Source organism: Achromobacter sp. 46006, assembly GCF_059761975.1.
Window position 1 is genome coordinate 12,103 of record NZ_JCBANN010000006.1, and the last position, 14,603, is coordinate 26,705.

Annotated in this window: 15 protein-coding genes; 5 read left to right on the forward strand and 10 right to left on the reverse strand. The window is 69.4% G+C overall.

Features of this window, described 5'->3' with window-relative positions; genetic code table 11:
* Window positions 1-13: 13 nt before the first annotated feature.
* Window positions 14-1,549: an MFS transporter gene (locus tag AC6LKG_RS05040; protein ID WP_498163198.1), complete on the forward strand. Its 1,536-nt coding sequence runs from the start codon at window positions 14-16 to the stop codon at window positions 1,547-1,549.
* A gap of 18 nt (window positions 1,550-1,567) precedes the next feature.
* Here the strand turns inward: AC6LKG_RS05040 and AC6LKG_RS05045 are convergent, their stop codons facing one another.
* Window positions 1,568-2,236: an O-methyltransferase gene (locus tag AC6LKG_RS05045; RefSeq protein WP_498163200.1), complete on the reverse strand. Its 669-nt coding sequence runs from the start codon at window positions 2,234-2,236 to the stop codon at window positions 1,568-1,570.
* 149 nt (window positions 2,237-2,385) lie between these two features.
* On the opposite strand from AC6LKG_RS05045, the gene AC6LKG_RS05050 reads away from it, so the two are divergent.
* Together AC6LKG_RS05050 and AC6LKG_RS05055 are read left to right on the forward strand one after the other, a co-directional pair.
* On the forward strand, window positions 2,386-3,048 hold the full coding sequence (locus tag AC6LKG_RS05050) for a TetR/AcrR family transcriptional regulator (RefSeq protein ID WP_498163202.1): 663 nt from the start codon (window positions 2,386-2,388) through the stop codon (window positions 3,046-3,048).
* Between the two features lie 46 nt (window positions 3,049-3,094).
* On the forward strand, window positions 3,095-3,838 hold the full coding sequence (locus AC6LKG_RS05055) for an SDR family NAD(P)-dependent oxidoreductase (RefSeq protein ID WP_498163204.1): 744 nt from the start codon (window positions 3,095-3,097) through the stop codon (window positions 3,836-3,838).
* Between the two features lie 19 nt (window positions 3,839-3,857).
* Here the strand turns inward: AC6LKG_RS05055 and AC6LKG_RS05060 are convergent, their stop codons facing one another.
* From AC6LKG_RS05060 to AC6LKG_RS05080, 5 genes are all read right to left on the reverse strand, one after another.
* A complete protein-coding gene (locus tag AC6LKG_RS05060) occupies window positions 3,858-4,853 on the reverse strand; it encodes an Lnb N-terminal periplasmic domain-containing protein (RefSeq protein ID WP_498163206.1) in 996 nt (331 codons plus the stop codon).
* Window positions 4,850-6,229 carry an HdeD family acid-resistance protein gene (locus AC6LKG_RS05065; protein ID WP_498163208.1) on the reverse strand — a complete coding sequence of 460 codons (1,380 nt, stop codon included), beginning with the start codon at window positions 6,227-6,229 and terminating at the stop codon, window positions 4,850-4,852. Before AC6LKG_RS05065 ends, AC6LKG_RS05060 begins: the two co-directional genes overlap by 4 nt.
* A gap of 136 nt (window positions 6,230-6,365) precedes the next feature.
* A complete protein-coding gene (locus tag AC6LKG_RS05070; RefSeq protein ID WP_498163421.1) occupies window positions 6,366-7,817 on the reverse strand; it encodes an NCS1 family nucleobase:cation symporter-1 in 1,452 nt (483 codons plus the stop codon).
* 248 nt (window positions 7,818-8,065) lie between these two features.
* The gene (locus AC6LKG_RS05075) at window positions 8,066-8,860 is read right to left on the reverse strand and encodes an alpha/beta fold hydrolase (RefSeq protein ID WP_498163210.1); all 795 of its coding nucleotides are present in this window, start codon (window positions 8,858-8,860) and stop codon (window positions 8,066-8,068) included.
* A gap of 75 nt (window positions 8,861-8,935) precedes the next feature.
* Window positions 8,936-10,237 (reverse strand): UDP-N-acetylglucosamine 1-carboxyvinyltransferase, encoded by a 1,302-nt coding sequence (locus AC6LKG_RS05080; protein WP_498163212.1) that lies wholly within the window; start codon window positions 10,235-10,237, stop codon window positions 8,936-8,938.
* Between the two features lie 238 nt (window positions 10,238-10,475).
* Between AC6LKG_RS05080 and AC6LKG_RS05085 the strand changes: the two genes are divergently transcribed.
* Window positions 10,476-10,907 (forward strand): DUF1801 domain-containing protein, encoded by a 432-nt coding sequence (locus AC6LKG_RS05085; protein ID WP_498163214.1) that lies wholly within the window; start codon window positions 10,476-10,478, stop codon window positions 10,905-10,907.
* Between the two features lie 16 nt (window positions 10,908-10,923).
* Here AC6LKG_RS05085 and AC6LKG_RS05090 read toward each other — a convergent pair whose 3' ends face one another.
* Window positions 10,924-11,406 (reverse strand): hypothetical protein, encoded by a 483-nt coding sequence (locus AC6LKG_RS05090; protein WP_498163216.1) that lies wholly within the window; start codon window positions 11,404-11,406, stop codon window positions 10,924-10,926.
* Window positions 11,407-11,467: 61 nt separating this feature from the next.
* On the opposite strand from AC6LKG_RS05090, the gene AC6LKG_RS05095 reads away from it, so the two are divergent.
* Entirely contained in the window at window positions 11,468-12,265 is a 798-nt protein-coding gene (locus AC6LKG_RS05095; RefSeq protein ID WP_498163218.1) for a hypothetical protein, read from the forward strand.
* 62 nt (window positions 12,266-12,327) lie between these two features.
* Here AC6LKG_RS05095 and AC6LKG_RS05100 read toward each other — a convergent pair whose 3' ends face one another.
* From AC6LKG_RS05100 to AC6LKG_RS05110, 3 genes are all read right to left on the reverse strand, one after another.
* Window positions 12,328-12,924, reverse strand: coding sequence for a hypothetical protein (locus AC6LKG_RS05100; protein ID WP_498163220.1), 597 nt, complete (start codon window positions 12,922-12,924; stop codon window positions 12,328-12,330).
* Window positions 12,925-13,130: 206 nt separating this feature from the next.
* Complete coding sequence (locus tag AC6LKG_RS05105; RefSeq protein WP_498163222.1) at window positions 13,131-13,526, reverse strand: EF-hand domain-containing protein; 396 nt, start codon at window positions 13,524-13,526, stop codon at window positions 13,131-13,133.
* Between the two features lie 123 nt (window positions 13,527-13,649).
* Window positions 13,650-14,558: a DNA/RNA non-specific endonuclease gene (locus AC6LKG_RS05110; RefSeq protein WP_498163224.1), complete on the reverse strand. Its 909-nt coding sequence runs from the start codon at window positions 14,556-14,558 to the stop codon at window positions 13,650-13,652.
* Between the last annotated feature and the right edge of the window lie 45 nt (window positions 14,559-14,603).

The following is a 14,603-nucleotide window of genomic DNA, read 5'->3' on the forward strand; positions in this document are numbered from 1 at the left end:
ATCGATGCCTGCCATGTTGTCTGTCGTTTCGCCGCCGTTGTCCGCGGCCCGCAAGTTGTTGGTCCTGGCCGCCGTGTGCCTGGCATGCGCGGCCATGCCGTTCGCCTTTACCGGCCCCGCCATCGCGCTGCCCGCCATCGCGCGCGACCTGGGCGGCAGCCCGGTCGCGCTGAACTGGATCACCAACGCCTTCATGCTGGTTTTCGGCAGCTCGCTGCTGGCGGCCGGCGCGCTGGCCGACCGCTACGGGCGCCGCCGCGTCTTCCTGGCGGGCGCCGCGATCTTCATCGCGGCCTCCCTCGGCCTGGTCCATGCGCCCGACATCGTCTCCTTCGACCTGCTGCGCGCCGCGCAAGGCCTGGGTGGCGCTGCGCTCTTTTCCGGCGGCGCCGCGGCCTTGGCGCAGGCGTTCGACGGGCCCGGGCGCATGCGGGCCTTCAGCCTGCTGGGCGCCAGTTTCGGCGCGGGCCTGTCGTTCGGGCCCATCGCCTCGGCGTTGTTGATCGAACGCTACGGCTGGCGCGGCATCTTCCTGCTGGTGATCGGCCTGGCCGCGATCGCATTGCCGCTGGGCGCGCTTTGCCTGCGCGAATCGCGCGACCCGGCGGCGGGACGCCTGGACTGGCCAGGCGCGGCCACATTCAGCGCGGCGCTGGCGTTGCTGACCTGGGGCATCATGCGGGCGCCGCAAAGCGGCTGGGGCGATCCCGCCACGTTGGCGATGCTCGCGGCGGCGGTTGCGTTGTTCGCCGCGTTCGGCGCGATCGAATTGCGCGCGGTCCGGCCGATGCTCGACCTGACGCTGTTCCGTTATCCGCGTTTCCTGGGCGTGCAGCTGCTGGCGGCCGCGCCGGCCTATGCCTTCGTGGTGTTGCTGATCCTGCTGCCGGTGCGTTTCATTGCCGTCGACGGCCTTGGCGAAATCGAGGCGGGCCGCATGATGATCGCGCTGTCCGCCCCTTTGCTGTTGCTGCCGATCGTGGCGGGCCAGTTGACGCGCTGGCTGGCGCCGGCGCTGATCTGTGGCGCGGGGTTGCTGCTGGCGGCCGCCGGCCTGGCCTGGCTCAGCCTGGCCATGACGGCGGGGCAGGTGACGGCCCTGGTGGGGCCGATGCTGCTGATCGGCAGCGGCATCAGCCTGCCGTGGGGCCTGATGGATGGGCTGGCCGTCAGCGTGGTGCCGGTCGAGCGCGCCGGCATGGCGACCGGGATATTCAGCACGACCCGGGTGGCGGGCGAAGGCGTGGCGCTGGCCGTGGTCAGCGCGCTGCTGACCGCATTGACCGCGCGCCACCTCGCTGCGGCATTGCCCGACGCCGCGCCGCAGGCGACGCAGGCGGCCCAGCGGCTGGTGGCCGGCGATTTCGACGCGTTGGCCGCGATCCTGCCGGGGACCGGCCGCGCGGTATTGGCGCATGCTTCCGCGGATGCCTTCGCCGTGCTGCTATGGATTCTGGCGGCGATCACGGTGCTGACCGCCCTGGTGGTGTTTCTCTTCCTGGGCAAGCCCGAGGCGCGGGAGGCGGCGCCGGCGGCGGCGCGGGCCTGAGACCGGTGTGGCAGCGTCTCACCCCAACCGCATCGACAGCTCGACATCGTCGCCGAACGGCGTCGACAGGTAGCCCGAGTCCGGCGAACGCACGCGCGCCAGGTACTCGGGGCAATGGTCGGCATTGTCCGCCACGATCAGCGCGCCGGGTCGCAGCCGGCTTTCCAGCAAGGCCAGGATGTCGGAATACAGCGCCTTGGCGCCATCGAGCAGCACCAGGTCGATACGGTCCGGCAGCCCGGTCGCCAGCGTCTGCAGCGCATCGCCCTGGCGCAGTTCCACCAGATCGGCAAGACCGGCTTCGGCCAGGTGCGCGCCGGCCCGGGCCGCCTTGGCCGGCTCGAATTCGGTGGTGATCAGCCGGCCGCCGCCGTTGTCGCGCAGCGCCGCCGCCAGGTGCAGCGTCGAGATGCCGAACGAGGCGCCGAACTCGATGATGGAACGGGCCTGCGTGCTGCGCGCCAGCATGTACAGCAGCCTGCCCGTCTCCGGCGACACGGCCAGCGGCAGGTCCTTCATGCGGCCATAGAAATCGCGGTAGTCGGTCTTGCTGCGCATCAGGCGCGCCTGCTCGGCGTTGGACATGTTGGCCAGGGCGGGGTCGGCGTGGGACCACGACGCGTCGGCCTGCGCGAACAGGCGGTCGAGCAGCGGTGCCAAGGGCAGGGAAGTCAGGGTATTGGTCATGGTGACGGGTTTCCAGTCTGGGTAGAGGCGCGAGGGGGCGGATGGCACGCTTCCCAACCGCGCGAAACGTCGGCGTTGAAGCAGGAAGGGCACCGGTTTAGAATACGACGAATTCGTCGCATTTTCCTATTCGCATTTCGCGCGCCGTCATGACCACACGCCGCAGCACCCGGCTCTCCGAGAGAAAACAGCCGCAGCAGGCCCGTTCGGCCGAGCTGGTCGCGGCCATCCTGCAGGCGGGGGCTCAGGTTCTGGCCAAGGAGGGGGCCACGCGCTTTACCACTGCCCGCGTGGCCGAGAAGGCCGGCGTCAGCATCGGTTCGCTCTATCAATACTTCCCCAACAAGGCCGCCATCCTGTACCGCTTGCAGACGCAGGAATGGCAGCAGACTTCCGACCTGTTGCGACGCCTGCTCGAAGACACCCGCCACGCGCCGCCCCGGCGGCTGCGCAACCTGGTGCATGCCTTCGTGCGCTCGGAATGCGAAGAAGCCGTGATGCGCGTGGCCCTGAACGACGCCGCGCCGCTCTACCGCGACGCGCCCGAAGCGCGCGCCACCAAGGAAGAGGGCGGCCGCATCGTGCTCGCCTTTCTCCGCGAGGCCCTGCCGGCGGCCTCCGACGCGACCCGCGCGCTGGCCGGCGATCTCATCACGCACACGCTCAGCGCCGTCGGCAAGCAGTTCTCGGAAAGCCCGCGCACCGAGGCCGAGATCGAGACCTACGCGGATGCGTTGGCCGATATGCTGTGCGCGTATCTGGACAGCCTGGCCGGGGCCGTTGGCCAGGCACGCCGGCCAGCCCGCAAGTAGTCGCTGACACCTTCCTTCCGTAATGCAACCTTCTACGACTGACAACATGACCGCCTCCCTTCCCGTTGCCCTGGTGACCGGCTCCACCTCCGGCATCGGCGCCGCCATTGCCCGGCGCCTGTCGCGCGATGGCTATGCCGTCGTCCTGCATTCGCGCCAGTCGGCCGAGGCGGGCCGGGCGCTGGCGGCCGAACTGGGTGCCGCTGTTTACATTCAGGCCGACCTGGCCGTGGACGCTGACCGCGTGCGCCTGGTGCGCGAGGCGGTGGCGGCATGGGGCCGGCTGGACGTGCTGGTCAACAACGCCGGCATCAGCCGCGTGATTGCCCATGGCGACCTGGCCGCGGCCACGCCCGAGGTCTGGCACGAGATGCACGAGGTCAACGTGGTCGCACCGTTCCGCCTGGTGGCCGAGGCGCAAGCCGCGCTGTCGGCGGCCGCGGCGCGTGGCCGGCCGGGTTGCGTGGTGAATATCAGTTCGCATGCCGGCGTGCGGCCCAAGGGCGCGTCGATTCCCTATGCGGCGGCCAAGGCGGCGCTGAACCATGTGACGCGCCTGCTGGCGGTGTCCCTGGCGCCGGATATCCGTGTGAACGCGGTGGCGCCCGGGCTGGTGGATACGCCGATGACGCAGGATTGGACCCAGGCGCAGCAACTGTGGCGCGAACGGGCGCCGATGCGGCGCGCCGCGCAGCCTGACGACATCGCCCAGGCGGTGGCGGGGCTGGTGCAGTCCGATTACCTGACCGGCGAGATCCTGTTGTCGGACGGCGGCCTGAACCTGACCTGACGCGCGGCCATGGGCGCGGTCAGGCGTCTGTTTCGGATAGTGGCACGCCCGGCACCCCGCGCCGGATATTGCGCGAGAACTGCGCCGCGTACTGGGTGGCGCGGGCCCGCTCGGTGTAGCGGCCGGCGTCGCGGTAGGCCTGCATGTTGTCCGCGCCGTCCAGGGCTCCCAGGCGATACAGGTATTCCGGCAGATAGCCCGACAGCAGCAGGCGATAGTCCAGCGGCAGTCCCGGCACGATCCTGTTGGCCAGCCGGTACACGAGGGTGATGCAGTTGGCCGTCAGCGTGTTGTAGAAGCGCGGGTGGCGCCGCAGGCGCGTGGCCGTGTCCACGTACGACAGCAGCAGTTGGCGCGGCGCGCCGGCCGGCATGCGCACGCGGTATAGGTAGCCGTCCTCGCCGCGCACGTTGGTGCGCACGCGCAGGCTGTCTTCCTCGGCCGAGGCCAGCACCGACAGCTCATACTGGCGGAAAAAGCCGCCGATCTCCGAGAACGTGTCATTGCGCTTGCGGCGGATCTCCACCGAGAACACCACGTACTGGCCATCGTTGAAGCCGAACGACACCAGGGCATGCGCAATCGCCGGCCGGCCCCAGTACGACAGCGCCAGATCCACCGAGGCCAGCGCCGATAGATCATAGTGGCGCGTCTCCCAGCGCGCGTCGAAGTCGGTGCGCGAGCGCCAGTCGAAGTTGCGCACGTTGTGCAGCGTCAGGCGGTCGCCGTCCACCTCGCCGTAGGTGGCGCGTGCCACTTCCGGCATCCAGTCGCGCTCGTTGGATGGCCGCATGCCCCAGATCCACCAGGCCACCAGAACCAGCAGCAGTGCCGCGAACACCGCCGCGGGCAACCGAGACCCCCAGGCCAGTCCAGCCAGCGAGGCGGCGGCCAATGCCAGCCAGGCCAGCGGCGCCAGCACACGCGCGCGGCCCGCGCCGGGCGACTGGAACCACAGCGCCAGCGCGCCCCACAGGGCGCCCGCGACCACCACGGCCGCCAGCAGCCCCGTCATGACTGGGTCTGGGTGTTGCGGGCGACCGCCTCGCGGTCCTGGCGGCGCCAGCCGGCGCGCAGCGCGGCGATCTGGCGCAGCGCCGCTTGCGACATCTTCCACCAGCCGAACGGGCGCGGGTCGGCCAGCATGCTGAGCGCGCGCGCGTAGTCCAGCGTCAGGCCCGGGGTCCAGGCCATGGTCAGGGCGCGCTTGCGGATCTGCGCCGCCACCCATAGCTCGGGCGTGAACAGCAGGCGCCACATCACCCCCCAGCCGGCATCCGGGCCATGCAGGCGGCCAACCACGCCATCCAGCGCCGCTTCCAGCGCGGCCGAGACCGAGCTGGAACAGTTGCGGTGGGTCAGGTTGTAGATCTCGGTCTTGCGGTATTCGTCCCAGAAGGCCGCCAGCTTGGCCGCGTCGTAATTGCGGATGCGCACCTGCATGGTCGACGGGCACCAGGCCTTGGATTCGGTGGCGTAGTCGGGCTGGTACACGCCGGGCACGTTGTTGTCGGCGGTGGCGCGCAGCAGCGTGCCGAACTGCTCGGGCGAATGGTCGATCTCCACGGCCGGATAGAGACTGATGTAGATGCCCTCGGGCGATTCCAGCGCGGCATGGCCGGTGGACACGACGCCGTTGATGTCCACCGCCGCGATGTAGCGGTCGACCACAGGGTAGTTGCGCGTCTCGGTCTTGGCCGAGCCCGACGGCGTCCATACGTGCACGGTCAGGGCGCGCTCGCTGGCTTGCGGCGGACCGTCGAACACCTTCTGCGCCGGGCCGTCGGCGCGCGTCGGCATGAAGGCGGGGTCGGGGTTGGTGGCCAGCGCCGGATTGGCATCCAGGTTGCGCACGCGGCGCGCCAGCCACAGCAGCTTGAGGCCCGAGATGGCCAGGAACAGCCCGATGCAGTAGGGCACCGTGCCGACATAGTGGGTGGGGTAGGGCTGGAAGAAGAAGATCGCCAACAGCACCTCGGCCACGCCCGAGGCGAGCACCACGCGCCAGCGCTGGTAGCGCACCACGTAGGCGGCGATGCACTGGATCAGCCCGTCCACCAGGAACAGCAGCCCGAAGATCATCGACAGCACGAAATGCCCGTGATGATGGCCCGCCAGCACCAGTGTGCCGGCCGCCAGCACGAACACGCCCTTGGTGTAGCGCAGCACGCGCTGGCCGCCGACCCCCGACTTGGCGATCGCCAGCGTGGCGATGCCTTCGACCACCAGCAGCGCGGCGAAAAAATTCAGCGGGAAATAGAGCGCGTTATCGAGCGCGTCGATGAAGACGAACGCGCCAGCGGCCAGCATCAGCCACCCGCCGATCATCAGGGCGCGGGCGCGCTTGTGCAGATAGTCGACACCAAGCAACAGCAGGACCAGATGGCTCATGGGGGGCAGGGTCTCCATGCAAGGGCGCGATGCCGCGTAGGGCGGGTATCGCATGCAGGGTACCGCGAGCGCGCCCCGGACGTCGAGTCGCGGCTGCCCGCGCCGGCGCCTGTCGGCCGGCCCGGGCAAGGACGCGTCAGGCCAGGGCCGCGACCGCGCGCGGGCGCAGCGTGGCCAGCACCCAATAGACGCTGCCGCCGATTCCCACGCCGAAGAACCAGCCGTAGGTGGCCCACCAGGCCGGCAGCAGGTCGGTGAAGTTGGGCAGGATGGTCGAGAACACGCTGCCGATGCCGGTGGCGATCAGCGCGTTGACGTTCCAGCCGCCCTGGTAGCGGTATTCGCCATGCTCGTCGTACAGCGCCGCGACATTGATGCGGCCCTTGGCCACCAGGTAATAGTCCACCAGGATGATGCCGAGCAGCGGCCCCATGGTGGCGCCGATGGCATTGACGAAGTGCGCCGCGCCGCTTTCCCAGGGGGCGAACGGATACAGCACCAGCGCGATCAGCGCCGCGATGTAGCCGCCGCGCTTGAAGTCGATGCGTCTGGGGAACACGTTCGAGATATCGAATGCGGCCGACACGAAATTCGCCACCACGTTGATGCCCAGCGTGGCCACCGCGAAAGTCAGGGCGGCCAGCAGCGCCAGCACCCAGCTGTCGAACTTGGTGGAGATCTGCTCGGGGTGCAGCAGCACTTCGCCGTAGACCTTGTAGGCGGCGATGGTGGTGACGCCCGCCACCAGCGAGAACGCCACCAGGTTCACTGGCAGGCCCCACAGGTTGCCGCGCTTGACCGCCTGCTTGTCGCGGGCGTAGCGCGAGAAATCGCAGAAGTTCAGGTACAGCGCCGCGAAGTAGGTGATCCAGGTGGCGCCCACCGCCATCAGCGCCCAGAAGCTGCCCGGCGCGCCGTTCACGCCGGCGTCGCGGGTCTTGTCGAGCAGCAGGTCCATCGGAATGCCGTGGTCCAGGCTGAAGCCGCCGGCCTTCACGCACAGCCCCACCGCCAGTACCAGCATGGCGATCCACACCGCCGGGCCGGCCCAGTCCTGGAAGCGGCGCACGGTCTCCATGCCTTTCTGGATGATGAGCAACTGCAACGCCCAGATGCCGACATAACAGATCAGCTCCAGCCCCGAATGCCCCAGCCATTGCGTGTTCTGGTGGAAGGCCAGCAGGCTGTCGTTGCGCACCAGCAGGGCCACGATGGCGCCCGAGGCCGCCGCCGTCTGCGCGCCGTACCAGAAACAGGCCACCACCGCGCGCACCAGCGCCGCGAGGTTGGCGCCCCAGATGCCGAACGAGGCGCGCGCCAGCACCGGGTAGGGCACGCCGGTCTTTTCGCCGGCATAGCCCATCAGGTTCATGAGGAAGAAGATCACCAGCGAACTCAGGCCGATGGCGATCAGGAAGTTGACGAAGCTGCCGCACAGCAGGAACAGGCTGGCGGCCAGGTAGTAGCCCCACAGGCTGTGCACGTCCGAAGTCCAGACGTTGAAGATGCTGAACGCGCCCCAGCGGCGCTCCTTGGCGGGGGCCAGGTCTTCGTTGTAGAGACCGGGTGACGGATTTCGGATATCGATGGCGAGCTCCCTGGCCCAGGTGTGGGCATGGCCGTAATGGAAGCCGGGCGGACCAATACAGCAGCAACACTTGGACGGAGCCTGGCGCATATTCTGGTGTGCAAAGAGTGTATACAACCTTTGCGCCAGATGTGGCCTGGGGTTTTCCCTTCCGGTGGGGCGCGGCGCGCGGTAAGCGGGCGCGAGGCGCGGACGCCGGCCGGGGCGGCGCCAGGGCGGGGAGTCGGGAGCGGCGAGGGCCGGAGCGGTCAGCCGGGCAGCGCGCCCCGCAGCCACTGGCTGGTCAGGTCCAGCACGATGTGCGGCTGTTCGCGGTGTGGCACATGGCCGCAGTTTTCCAGCAGCGCCTGCCGGCCGCCGGCCAGGCGCGCGATGATCGCGGGATGCGCGGTCGAGCCGTACTCGTCCTCTTCGCCGTGCAAGGCCAGCACCGGGCATTGCACCCGGCGCAGCGTGTCATCGAGGTTCCAGTGCGCGAAGGCCGGCGACAGCCAGGTGTCGACCCAGGCGCTCAGCACCCAGGCGGCTTTGTCGCCGTGATACTTCTTCAGGCGGTCGAGCTGGGCCGGTTCGGCGAAGTTGCGTTGCGCCGCGCGGATGCCGTCGAGCGTGCGGTCCTCGGCGAAGGTCTGGGCGGACTCGGTGATCAGCGCCCGGCAATCCGCCGGATGGGCCGCCGCGCAGCAGATACCCATGCCGCCGCCGACGCTGTGGCCGAAGGCGATGAAGGGGCCGATGCCGAGCGCGCGCCGCAGGGCCTGGAAGCCGTTGTCGGCCTCGGCCTCGACGAACCCCGTGGCCAGCGTGGCGGGGTTCGGATCGGAGCGGCCGAAGCCCAACCGGTCATAGGCGATGACGGCGCGGCCGGTGGCCATGGCCAGGCGCTCGGGAAAGTCGCGCCACAGTTCGACGCAGCCCAGCGAATCATGCAGCAGCACGATCGGCGCCGCGTCCGCATCGCGCCCGGCGGGGTCCCAGCGCCGCGCGAACAGGCGGCCCTGCGGGGTGGGCACATGGACATCCTGGCTGGCAATCGACGGCATGGAGGGATCCTGGGAAGCAAAAAGGCGCCGTGGCGCCGTTTGAAGGAATCGCGGGATTATAGGAAACCGTCCGCGCTATTCCTCGGCCGCCCATTCGACCTGCACGCCCAGGCTGCGCAGGTTCTCGACGAAGCGCGGATGGGCGCGGCGGATCGGGGTGGCGTTGCGGATCTCGGAACGCCCCTTGATGCTGCTGGCGATCATGAACAGCGCGATCGCCACGCGGATGATGTAGGGGCTTTCGACCACCGCCGGCGTCAGCGGATTGCCGCCGAAGGTGATGACGCGGTGCGGGTCCGACGAGAACACGTGCGCGCCGAACTTGGACAGCTCGCCGGTCCAGCCCAGCGCGCCATCGTAGACCTTGTTCCAGAACATCGCGTTGCCCTCGGCGCATACGCCCAGCGCGATGAAGATGGGCAGCAGGTCCACCGGGAAATACGGCCAGGGCGCGGCCTCGACCTTGGTCAGCACGTTGCTGGTGAAGGGCGTCTGCACCTTCAGCGGGCCGTCGCGCAGCGCGCGCGACCAGCCGTTCTCGTGCACGATCCGGACGCCGAACTTGGCGAAGGTGCGGTCGATCAGCGGGAAATTGGCCGGCGTGCTGTTGCGCACCACCACGTCGCCGCCGGTGATCGCGCCCAGCGCCAGGAAGGTGGTGATCTCGTGGAAGTCTTCCTCGAAGGTGAATTCGCCGCCGCGCAGCGTGGCGCCGCCGCGCACCGCCAGGCGCGAGGTGCCGATGCCGTCGATGTCGGCGCCCATCATCGTCATGAAGCGGCAGAACTCCTGCACGTGCGGTTCCGACGCGGCGTTGGTCAGCGTCGATTCGCCGGCCGCGGCGGCCGCGCACAGCACGAAGTTCTCGGTGGTGGTGACCGAGGCGTAGTCGAGCCAGTGATGGGTCGGCTTGAGCGGGCCGGCGCTGCGCACCAGCAGCGAGCCGCTGGCGCGTTCGACCTCGCCGCCGAACGAGCGGAAGATGTCGACGTGCGGATCGATCTCGCGCACGCCCAGCGTGCAGCCTTTGACGTTGTCTTCCAGCCGCGCCACGCCAAAGCGCGCCAGCAGCGGCGACACCAGCATGATGGACGAGCGCATCTCTTCCGGCAGGCGGTGGCGGGTGGCGTCGAAGGTGGTGTCGCGGTGGTGCAGGTCGAGCGTGCGGGTGGTTTCGTCCAGCCGCACCTCGCTGCCCAGGGTGCGGAAGATGTCGAGGATCTTGCGCACGTCGGTGATGTCGGGCACGCCGTGCAGCCGCAGCGGCTGGTCGGTCAGCAGCGTGGCGCAGAGGATGGGCAGCACCGCGTTCTTGTTGGCCGACGGAGTGACGCGGCCGCGTAGCGGCGTGCCGCCGTGGACGATGAGATTGGACATGGGCGGGAAGCTTGGACGACAGGTGGAACGGCAAGGGGAAACGCGGGGAAATTGTACCGGCATGACCCGGTCGGCGTTGGCCGCGCGCCCAGTGGAAATGGTGTCAGACTGCAAACCCGGTGTCCGGACGCCGCGGCCGCGGGGGAGGGAGTGGCGCGCCGCCGCATGGACGCATGCCGGCGGCTTCGGTATAAAGACCGCCAGGCGCCGCGTCCGGCGCCGCCCACAGGGAATCGCCATGCCCAGCGCCAAGTCCGCCACGAACGCGCAAGCCCCGTCGCAGTTGATCGATGCCCGCATCCGCGAGCTGCGCGATTGGCGCGGCCCGTTGCTGGCGCGGGTGCGCGAGGTGATCCTGGCGGCCGATCCCGGCGTGGTCGAGGAATGGAAGTGGCAGGTGCCGGTGTGGTCGCTGGGCGGCATCCTGTGCACCGGCGAAACCTACCAGCGCGCGGTCAAGCTGACTTTTCCCAAGGGCGCGGCGCTGCCCGACCCCGCCGGCCTGTTCAACGCCAGCCTGCAGGGCAACGCCCGCCGCGCCATCGACATCCGCGAGGGCGAGGCCATCGACCCGCAGGCGCTGACGGCGTTGATTCGCGCCGCCGCGGCGCTCAATGCCGCTGGCGGCAAGGCGCCCTCCGCCGCCCGCAAACAAGGCAAGCCGGCCTGAGCGGCGCCTCCCGCCTTCAGGCCGAGGGGCCGCGGTCCGCCGGGGCGCGGAACCTGCGCAGCATGACCGCGCCGCCTATCGTCAGCGCCAGACCGCCGCCCAGATAGGGCAGGCCGAAGATCAACAGCCAGAAGAAGAACGCCGTCTTGGCATCGCGCGCCTCGGCCGAGCCGGCGGCGTGCCCGCCCAGGTCCATTCCCGGCAGGGCGGCCAGCAGGGTCAGCATCAGCGTCACGCCCAGCACCAGGCAGCCCCACGCAATGCGGCGCCGGTTGTCGGCCACGCGCAACAGGGCCGCCGCCACCACCACTGCCACCACGAGGCAGAGCACACTGCCCGTGATCAGCATGCGGTCCAGCGCCACCGGGTCGAGCGGCGCGCCGGGCTGGTCCAGCCCGAATGCCATCTGCAGGAGTGAGTTGATGATGCCGTAGGCGGCGCGGCCAATGACCAGGCCGAAGCCGACGCTGGACAGCCACTTGATTGCGGTCGGGTTCATTCAAGATATCCTTGCTGTTGCCTGAACGTCAGAGAATACGCTATTACAAGGTTCGCCCCGGATGTCCGAACACCATCAGTTCATCTTCCCCCGTTACCCCCATCTGCCGCCGCCCGACTGGCCGGCGCTGCAGGCGCGCCTGCTGGCCGAGGGCTACCTGCTGGAGCCGCGCGGCGACCGTGTGCCGCGCGAGGCACTGGCTACGCTGAGCCACGGCCTGGCCCGGCTGCGCGAGGGATCGTTCCAGTACCGCGACGGCCTGCGCACGACGGGCGACGTGATCGCGCTGTACCAGGCTGCCGGCCATTTGCCGGCTGGCGTGCCGGTGCGCCATCACGACACCATGCAGGAGACCCTGGCCTTGCTGGCGGCGCACGGCATCGAGCTCGACGCTGCGCTCGATGACGAGCAGAGCAGTTGGCGCAGCCCGTATTACTGTCTCGGTCCCGCGGCCCGCGCATTGCTGAACCCCGGCCAGCGCGCGTACTACGACGCCGATCCGGCCGGGTTCAGTGTGATCATGCTGGCCTACGACGGACCCGAGCCGTATGTCGGCGTGGGCGAGAATCTGGAGGTGCCGAGCCTGCCGGGCTCGGACGAGCGGCTGGAGGAACTGCCGCCGTTCGGCTCGCACGTCGATTTCATCGGCGTGGCGTACGAGGATCCGGCGGCGCGTTGGCGCAACCCGGCGGACGGGCGCGAATACCACCTGTTCGACCTGGACTGGCATTACAGCCTGGCGTTGGGGTTCCGCATGATCCGCGCCAACTGCCTCGAAGAGGGCAGCGCCGAGGCGCTGGCGCGGGCGATCGGGCAGATGGTCGACCAGCCGATGGCGTGCAGCCACCGGCATCTGTGAAACGTGGACGTTGAGCCCGATGTGGCGCCCGCGGGCGCGCCGCATCGGGGTCGCCGTGTCGATCAATAGTAGATGTCGACGTAGTCGGTCAGGCCGCCGCACGCTTCCATCTGCTGCAGGCGCCAGTACTTGCGCTTGCCGGTGGCGCGGAACTCGTAGTCGCCGGTGCGTTCGCAGCGGCGGCCCTTGTCCGGCGCGTCCACGATCAGGATGGTGCCGCGGAAAGTGAAGCGGTCGGCCGAGATCGACAGCACCCGGCCCTTGATCGTCACCGAGCCGTTTTCGTTGGCGTGGCCGCCTTCCAGGCGCACCACGTCGTTGTCGTCGACCGCGTTCAGCTTGCCGCGCGCGTCGGTCCACAGCCATTGCACGCTGATGCCGCTGTTGTGCAGCAGGCGTTCGTAGGCGGCCTGGCTCTTGATCTCGGTTTTCTGTTCCGCGCCGGCGGCGGGGGCCGGCGTCTGTTGGGCCGGCGCGCCGCGCGGCGGCAGGCGGCCTTCGTCCTGTGGTTGCGCTTGCGTTGGCGCTGCGGCGCCGCCGCGCGGCGGCAGGTCGCCCGCCAGCGCCGTGCCGGCGGCCAAAGCCAGGGCCACCGCCAGCAGGCCGGCTATCCGTTTCTTTCCAGCCTGGGCCGGAGCGCGATCTTGGTTCTTGTGCATGATTGTCGTGAAGAAAAGGAAGGGGAAGCGCAGGGGCGCCGATGCCCGCGGGGCGCGGACGCCGACAGCGACGCAACTAACGGGGGACGTAAGCTGACGGGGACGTAACTTAGCACGCGCGCGCGGCTGCTTGATTGCCGATTCCGTCTTGTGTATCAATAGTTAACAGGTCGCGCCATCCGGGCGCCGGCGCCACGGCGGACGAACTAGCGCTTGAGCTGGTGGCTCTGTTCGAACTTCGGCCGGTCCCTGAAATTCTGCAGCGCATAAGCCAGGAATTCGGCCTTGCCGATGCGGCCGTCGCCATTGGCGTCCATCGCGGCGATCTGCTCGGCCGTGGCTTCCTGCAACAGCGGCCCGCGGGTGAGATAGCCATCGGCGTTGATGTCCTGCTTGTCGAAGGCGGCTTCCATGCGGGCCATGTATTCCGGCTCGCGCATGGGGCCGGGGCTGCCGGCGTCGGCGGAATCGGACGGGATAGGCTCGGACCTGGGGGCAGCGGTTTCCGTGGGGGCGGGCGAGGATGCCGCCGTGGCGCTGCCGGCCAAGCCGGCAAGCAGTAGCACCGCGCTCAGGCGGCCCATCCGGATGGCGTGCTTCATGGTTCTCCCTGTATGCATGGACGCGGCGCGCATCATACCGCCGTGTCCGTCGGGCGCGCATGTCACGATGTATCGCGCGCCGGGCGCCACAGCAAGGCCGGGGCGCGGTCCTTGCCCGCGGTTCTATTGCGGCAGCAGCCGCAAGCCTGTCCGTTTCACGAACTCGTCGTAGCCGATCGGCGGGCCGGCCTTGGTGCCGGCGCTGTTGGCCTGCCAATGCACCCACGAGCGGTGCGTGGTGGCGTCGTACACGACCTTGTACAGATAGGTGGGCACGGCCACGCCGGCGCCGATGGTCTTGGGGCGGTCGCCATACACCGGGCCGGTGAAGACATACACATCGCCGGCCGCCCGCATCACGTACTGGCGCGTGTCCTGCTCGATGCGGCTCCAGGGGCCGGCATTGTGGCGCTGGTCCTGCGGCACCATGTTGGCCAGCGAAAAGCTCTGCGCCATGGCCTCGGGCGTGGCCATGTCGCCGGCCGGCGCCATGTGGCCGCGCGAGTAGCCGGAACCCCGGTAGTCATCGAGCTCCGCGCGCTCGGCGCGCGGCACCCGAGCCTCGGCGTAGAACCTGTCGGTGCGGTGCAGGCCCTTGGCCTGGACCAGGTTCTGGCGGTTCAGGCGTTCGGCCACGAACACCGGCGTCCTGGTCGAGCCGTTGTGCAGGATGGCGAACGACGAAAAACAGACTTCGCGCAAGCGTTGCGCGGCGGGCACCGCGGGCGGCTGGGCATTCGGGAAGAACTGCGGACAGTCGCTGAAGGCGGTCTGCACCAACGCCGCATTGGGCGCGGGCAGCGCCACCGGCGCGCTGCGCTGCAGCGACGGCCATTGCAGGCGCGACAGCATGTCGCCAACCGCCGCCGGCATCTGCCATTGCGGATGCAGCACGTAGGTGGCGGCGCCGAAACTGGCCAGCGAGGTGATGACCAACGCGCGCAGGAAGCGCGGCACGCGGCCGGCGGCGCGGCTTTGGGATCGGGAGGGGGAGCTTCTCTTTCTGGGAGCGGGTTTCTTCGCGCGGGTCATGCTACCTGGGGGCTACGGACCGGCCGCCATCGCGGGCGGCCAATA

What these genes read in the sequence shown, in the direction of transcription:
- AC6LKG_RS05100 (WP_498163220.1), bottom strand. Translation starts at nt 12,924, where the DNA reads ATGCACAAGAACCAAGATCGCGCTCCGGCCCAGGCTGGAAAGAAACGG.
- AC6LKG_RS05085 (WP_498163214.1), top strand. Translation starts at nt 10,476, where the DNA reads ATGCCCAGCGCCAAGTCCGCCACGAACGCGCAAGCCCCGTCGCAGTTG.
- AC6LKG_RS05040 (WP_498163198.1), top strand. Translation starts at nt 14, where the DNA reads ATGTTGTCTGTCGTTTCGCCGCCGTTGTCCGCGGCCCGCAAGTTGTTG.
- AC6LKG_RS05050 (WP_498163202.1), top strand. Translation starts at nt 2,386, where the DNA reads ATGACCACACGCCGCAGCACCCGGCTCTCCGAGAGAAAACAGCCGCAG.
- AC6LKG_RS05090 (WP_498163216.1), bottom strand. Translation starts at nt 11,406, where the DNA reads ATGAACCCGACCGCAATCAAGTGGCTGTCCAGCGTCGGCTTCGGCCTG.
- AC6LKG_RS05095 (WP_498163218.1), top strand. Translation starts at nt 11,468, where the DNA reads ATGTCCGAACACCATCAGTTCATCTTCCCCCGTTACCCCCATCTGCCG.
- AC6LKG_RS05065 (WP_498163208.1), bottom strand. Translation starts at nt 6,229, where the DNA reads ATGAGCCATCTGGTCCTGCTGTTGCTTGGTGTCGACTATCTGCACAAG.
- AC6LKG_RS05055 (WP_498163204.1), top strand. Translation starts at nt 3,095, where the DNA reads ATGACCGCCTCCCTTCCCGTTGCCCTGGTGACCGGCTCCACCTCCGGC.
- AC6LKG_RS05045 (WP_498163200.1), bottom strand. Translation starts at nt 2,236, where the DNA reads ATGACCAATACCCTGACTTCCCTGCCCTTGGCACCGCTGCTCGACCGC.
- AC6LKG_RS05075 (WP_498163210.1), bottom strand. Translation starts at nt 8,860, where the DNA reads ATGCCGTCGATTGCCAGCCAGGATGTCCATGTGCCCACCCCGCAGGGC.
- AC6LKG_RS05060 (WP_498163206.1), bottom strand. Translation starts at nt 4,853, where the DNA reads ATGACGGGGCTGCTGGCGGCCGTGGTGGTCGCGGGCGCCCTGTGGGGC.
- AC6LKG_RS05080 (WP_498163212.1), bottom strand. Translation starts at nt 10,237, where the DNA reads ATGTCCAATCTCATCGTCCACGGCGGCACGCCGCTACGCGGCCGCGTC.
- AC6LKG_RS05105 (WP_498163222.1), bottom strand. Translation starts at nt 13,526, where the DNA reads ATGAAGCACGCCATCCGGATGGGCCGCCTGAGCGCGGTGCTACTGCTT.
- AC6LKG_RS05110 (WP_498163224.1), bottom strand. Translation starts at nt 14,558, where the DNA reads ATGACCCGCGCGAAGAAACCCGCTCCCAGAAAGAGAAGCTCCCCCTCC.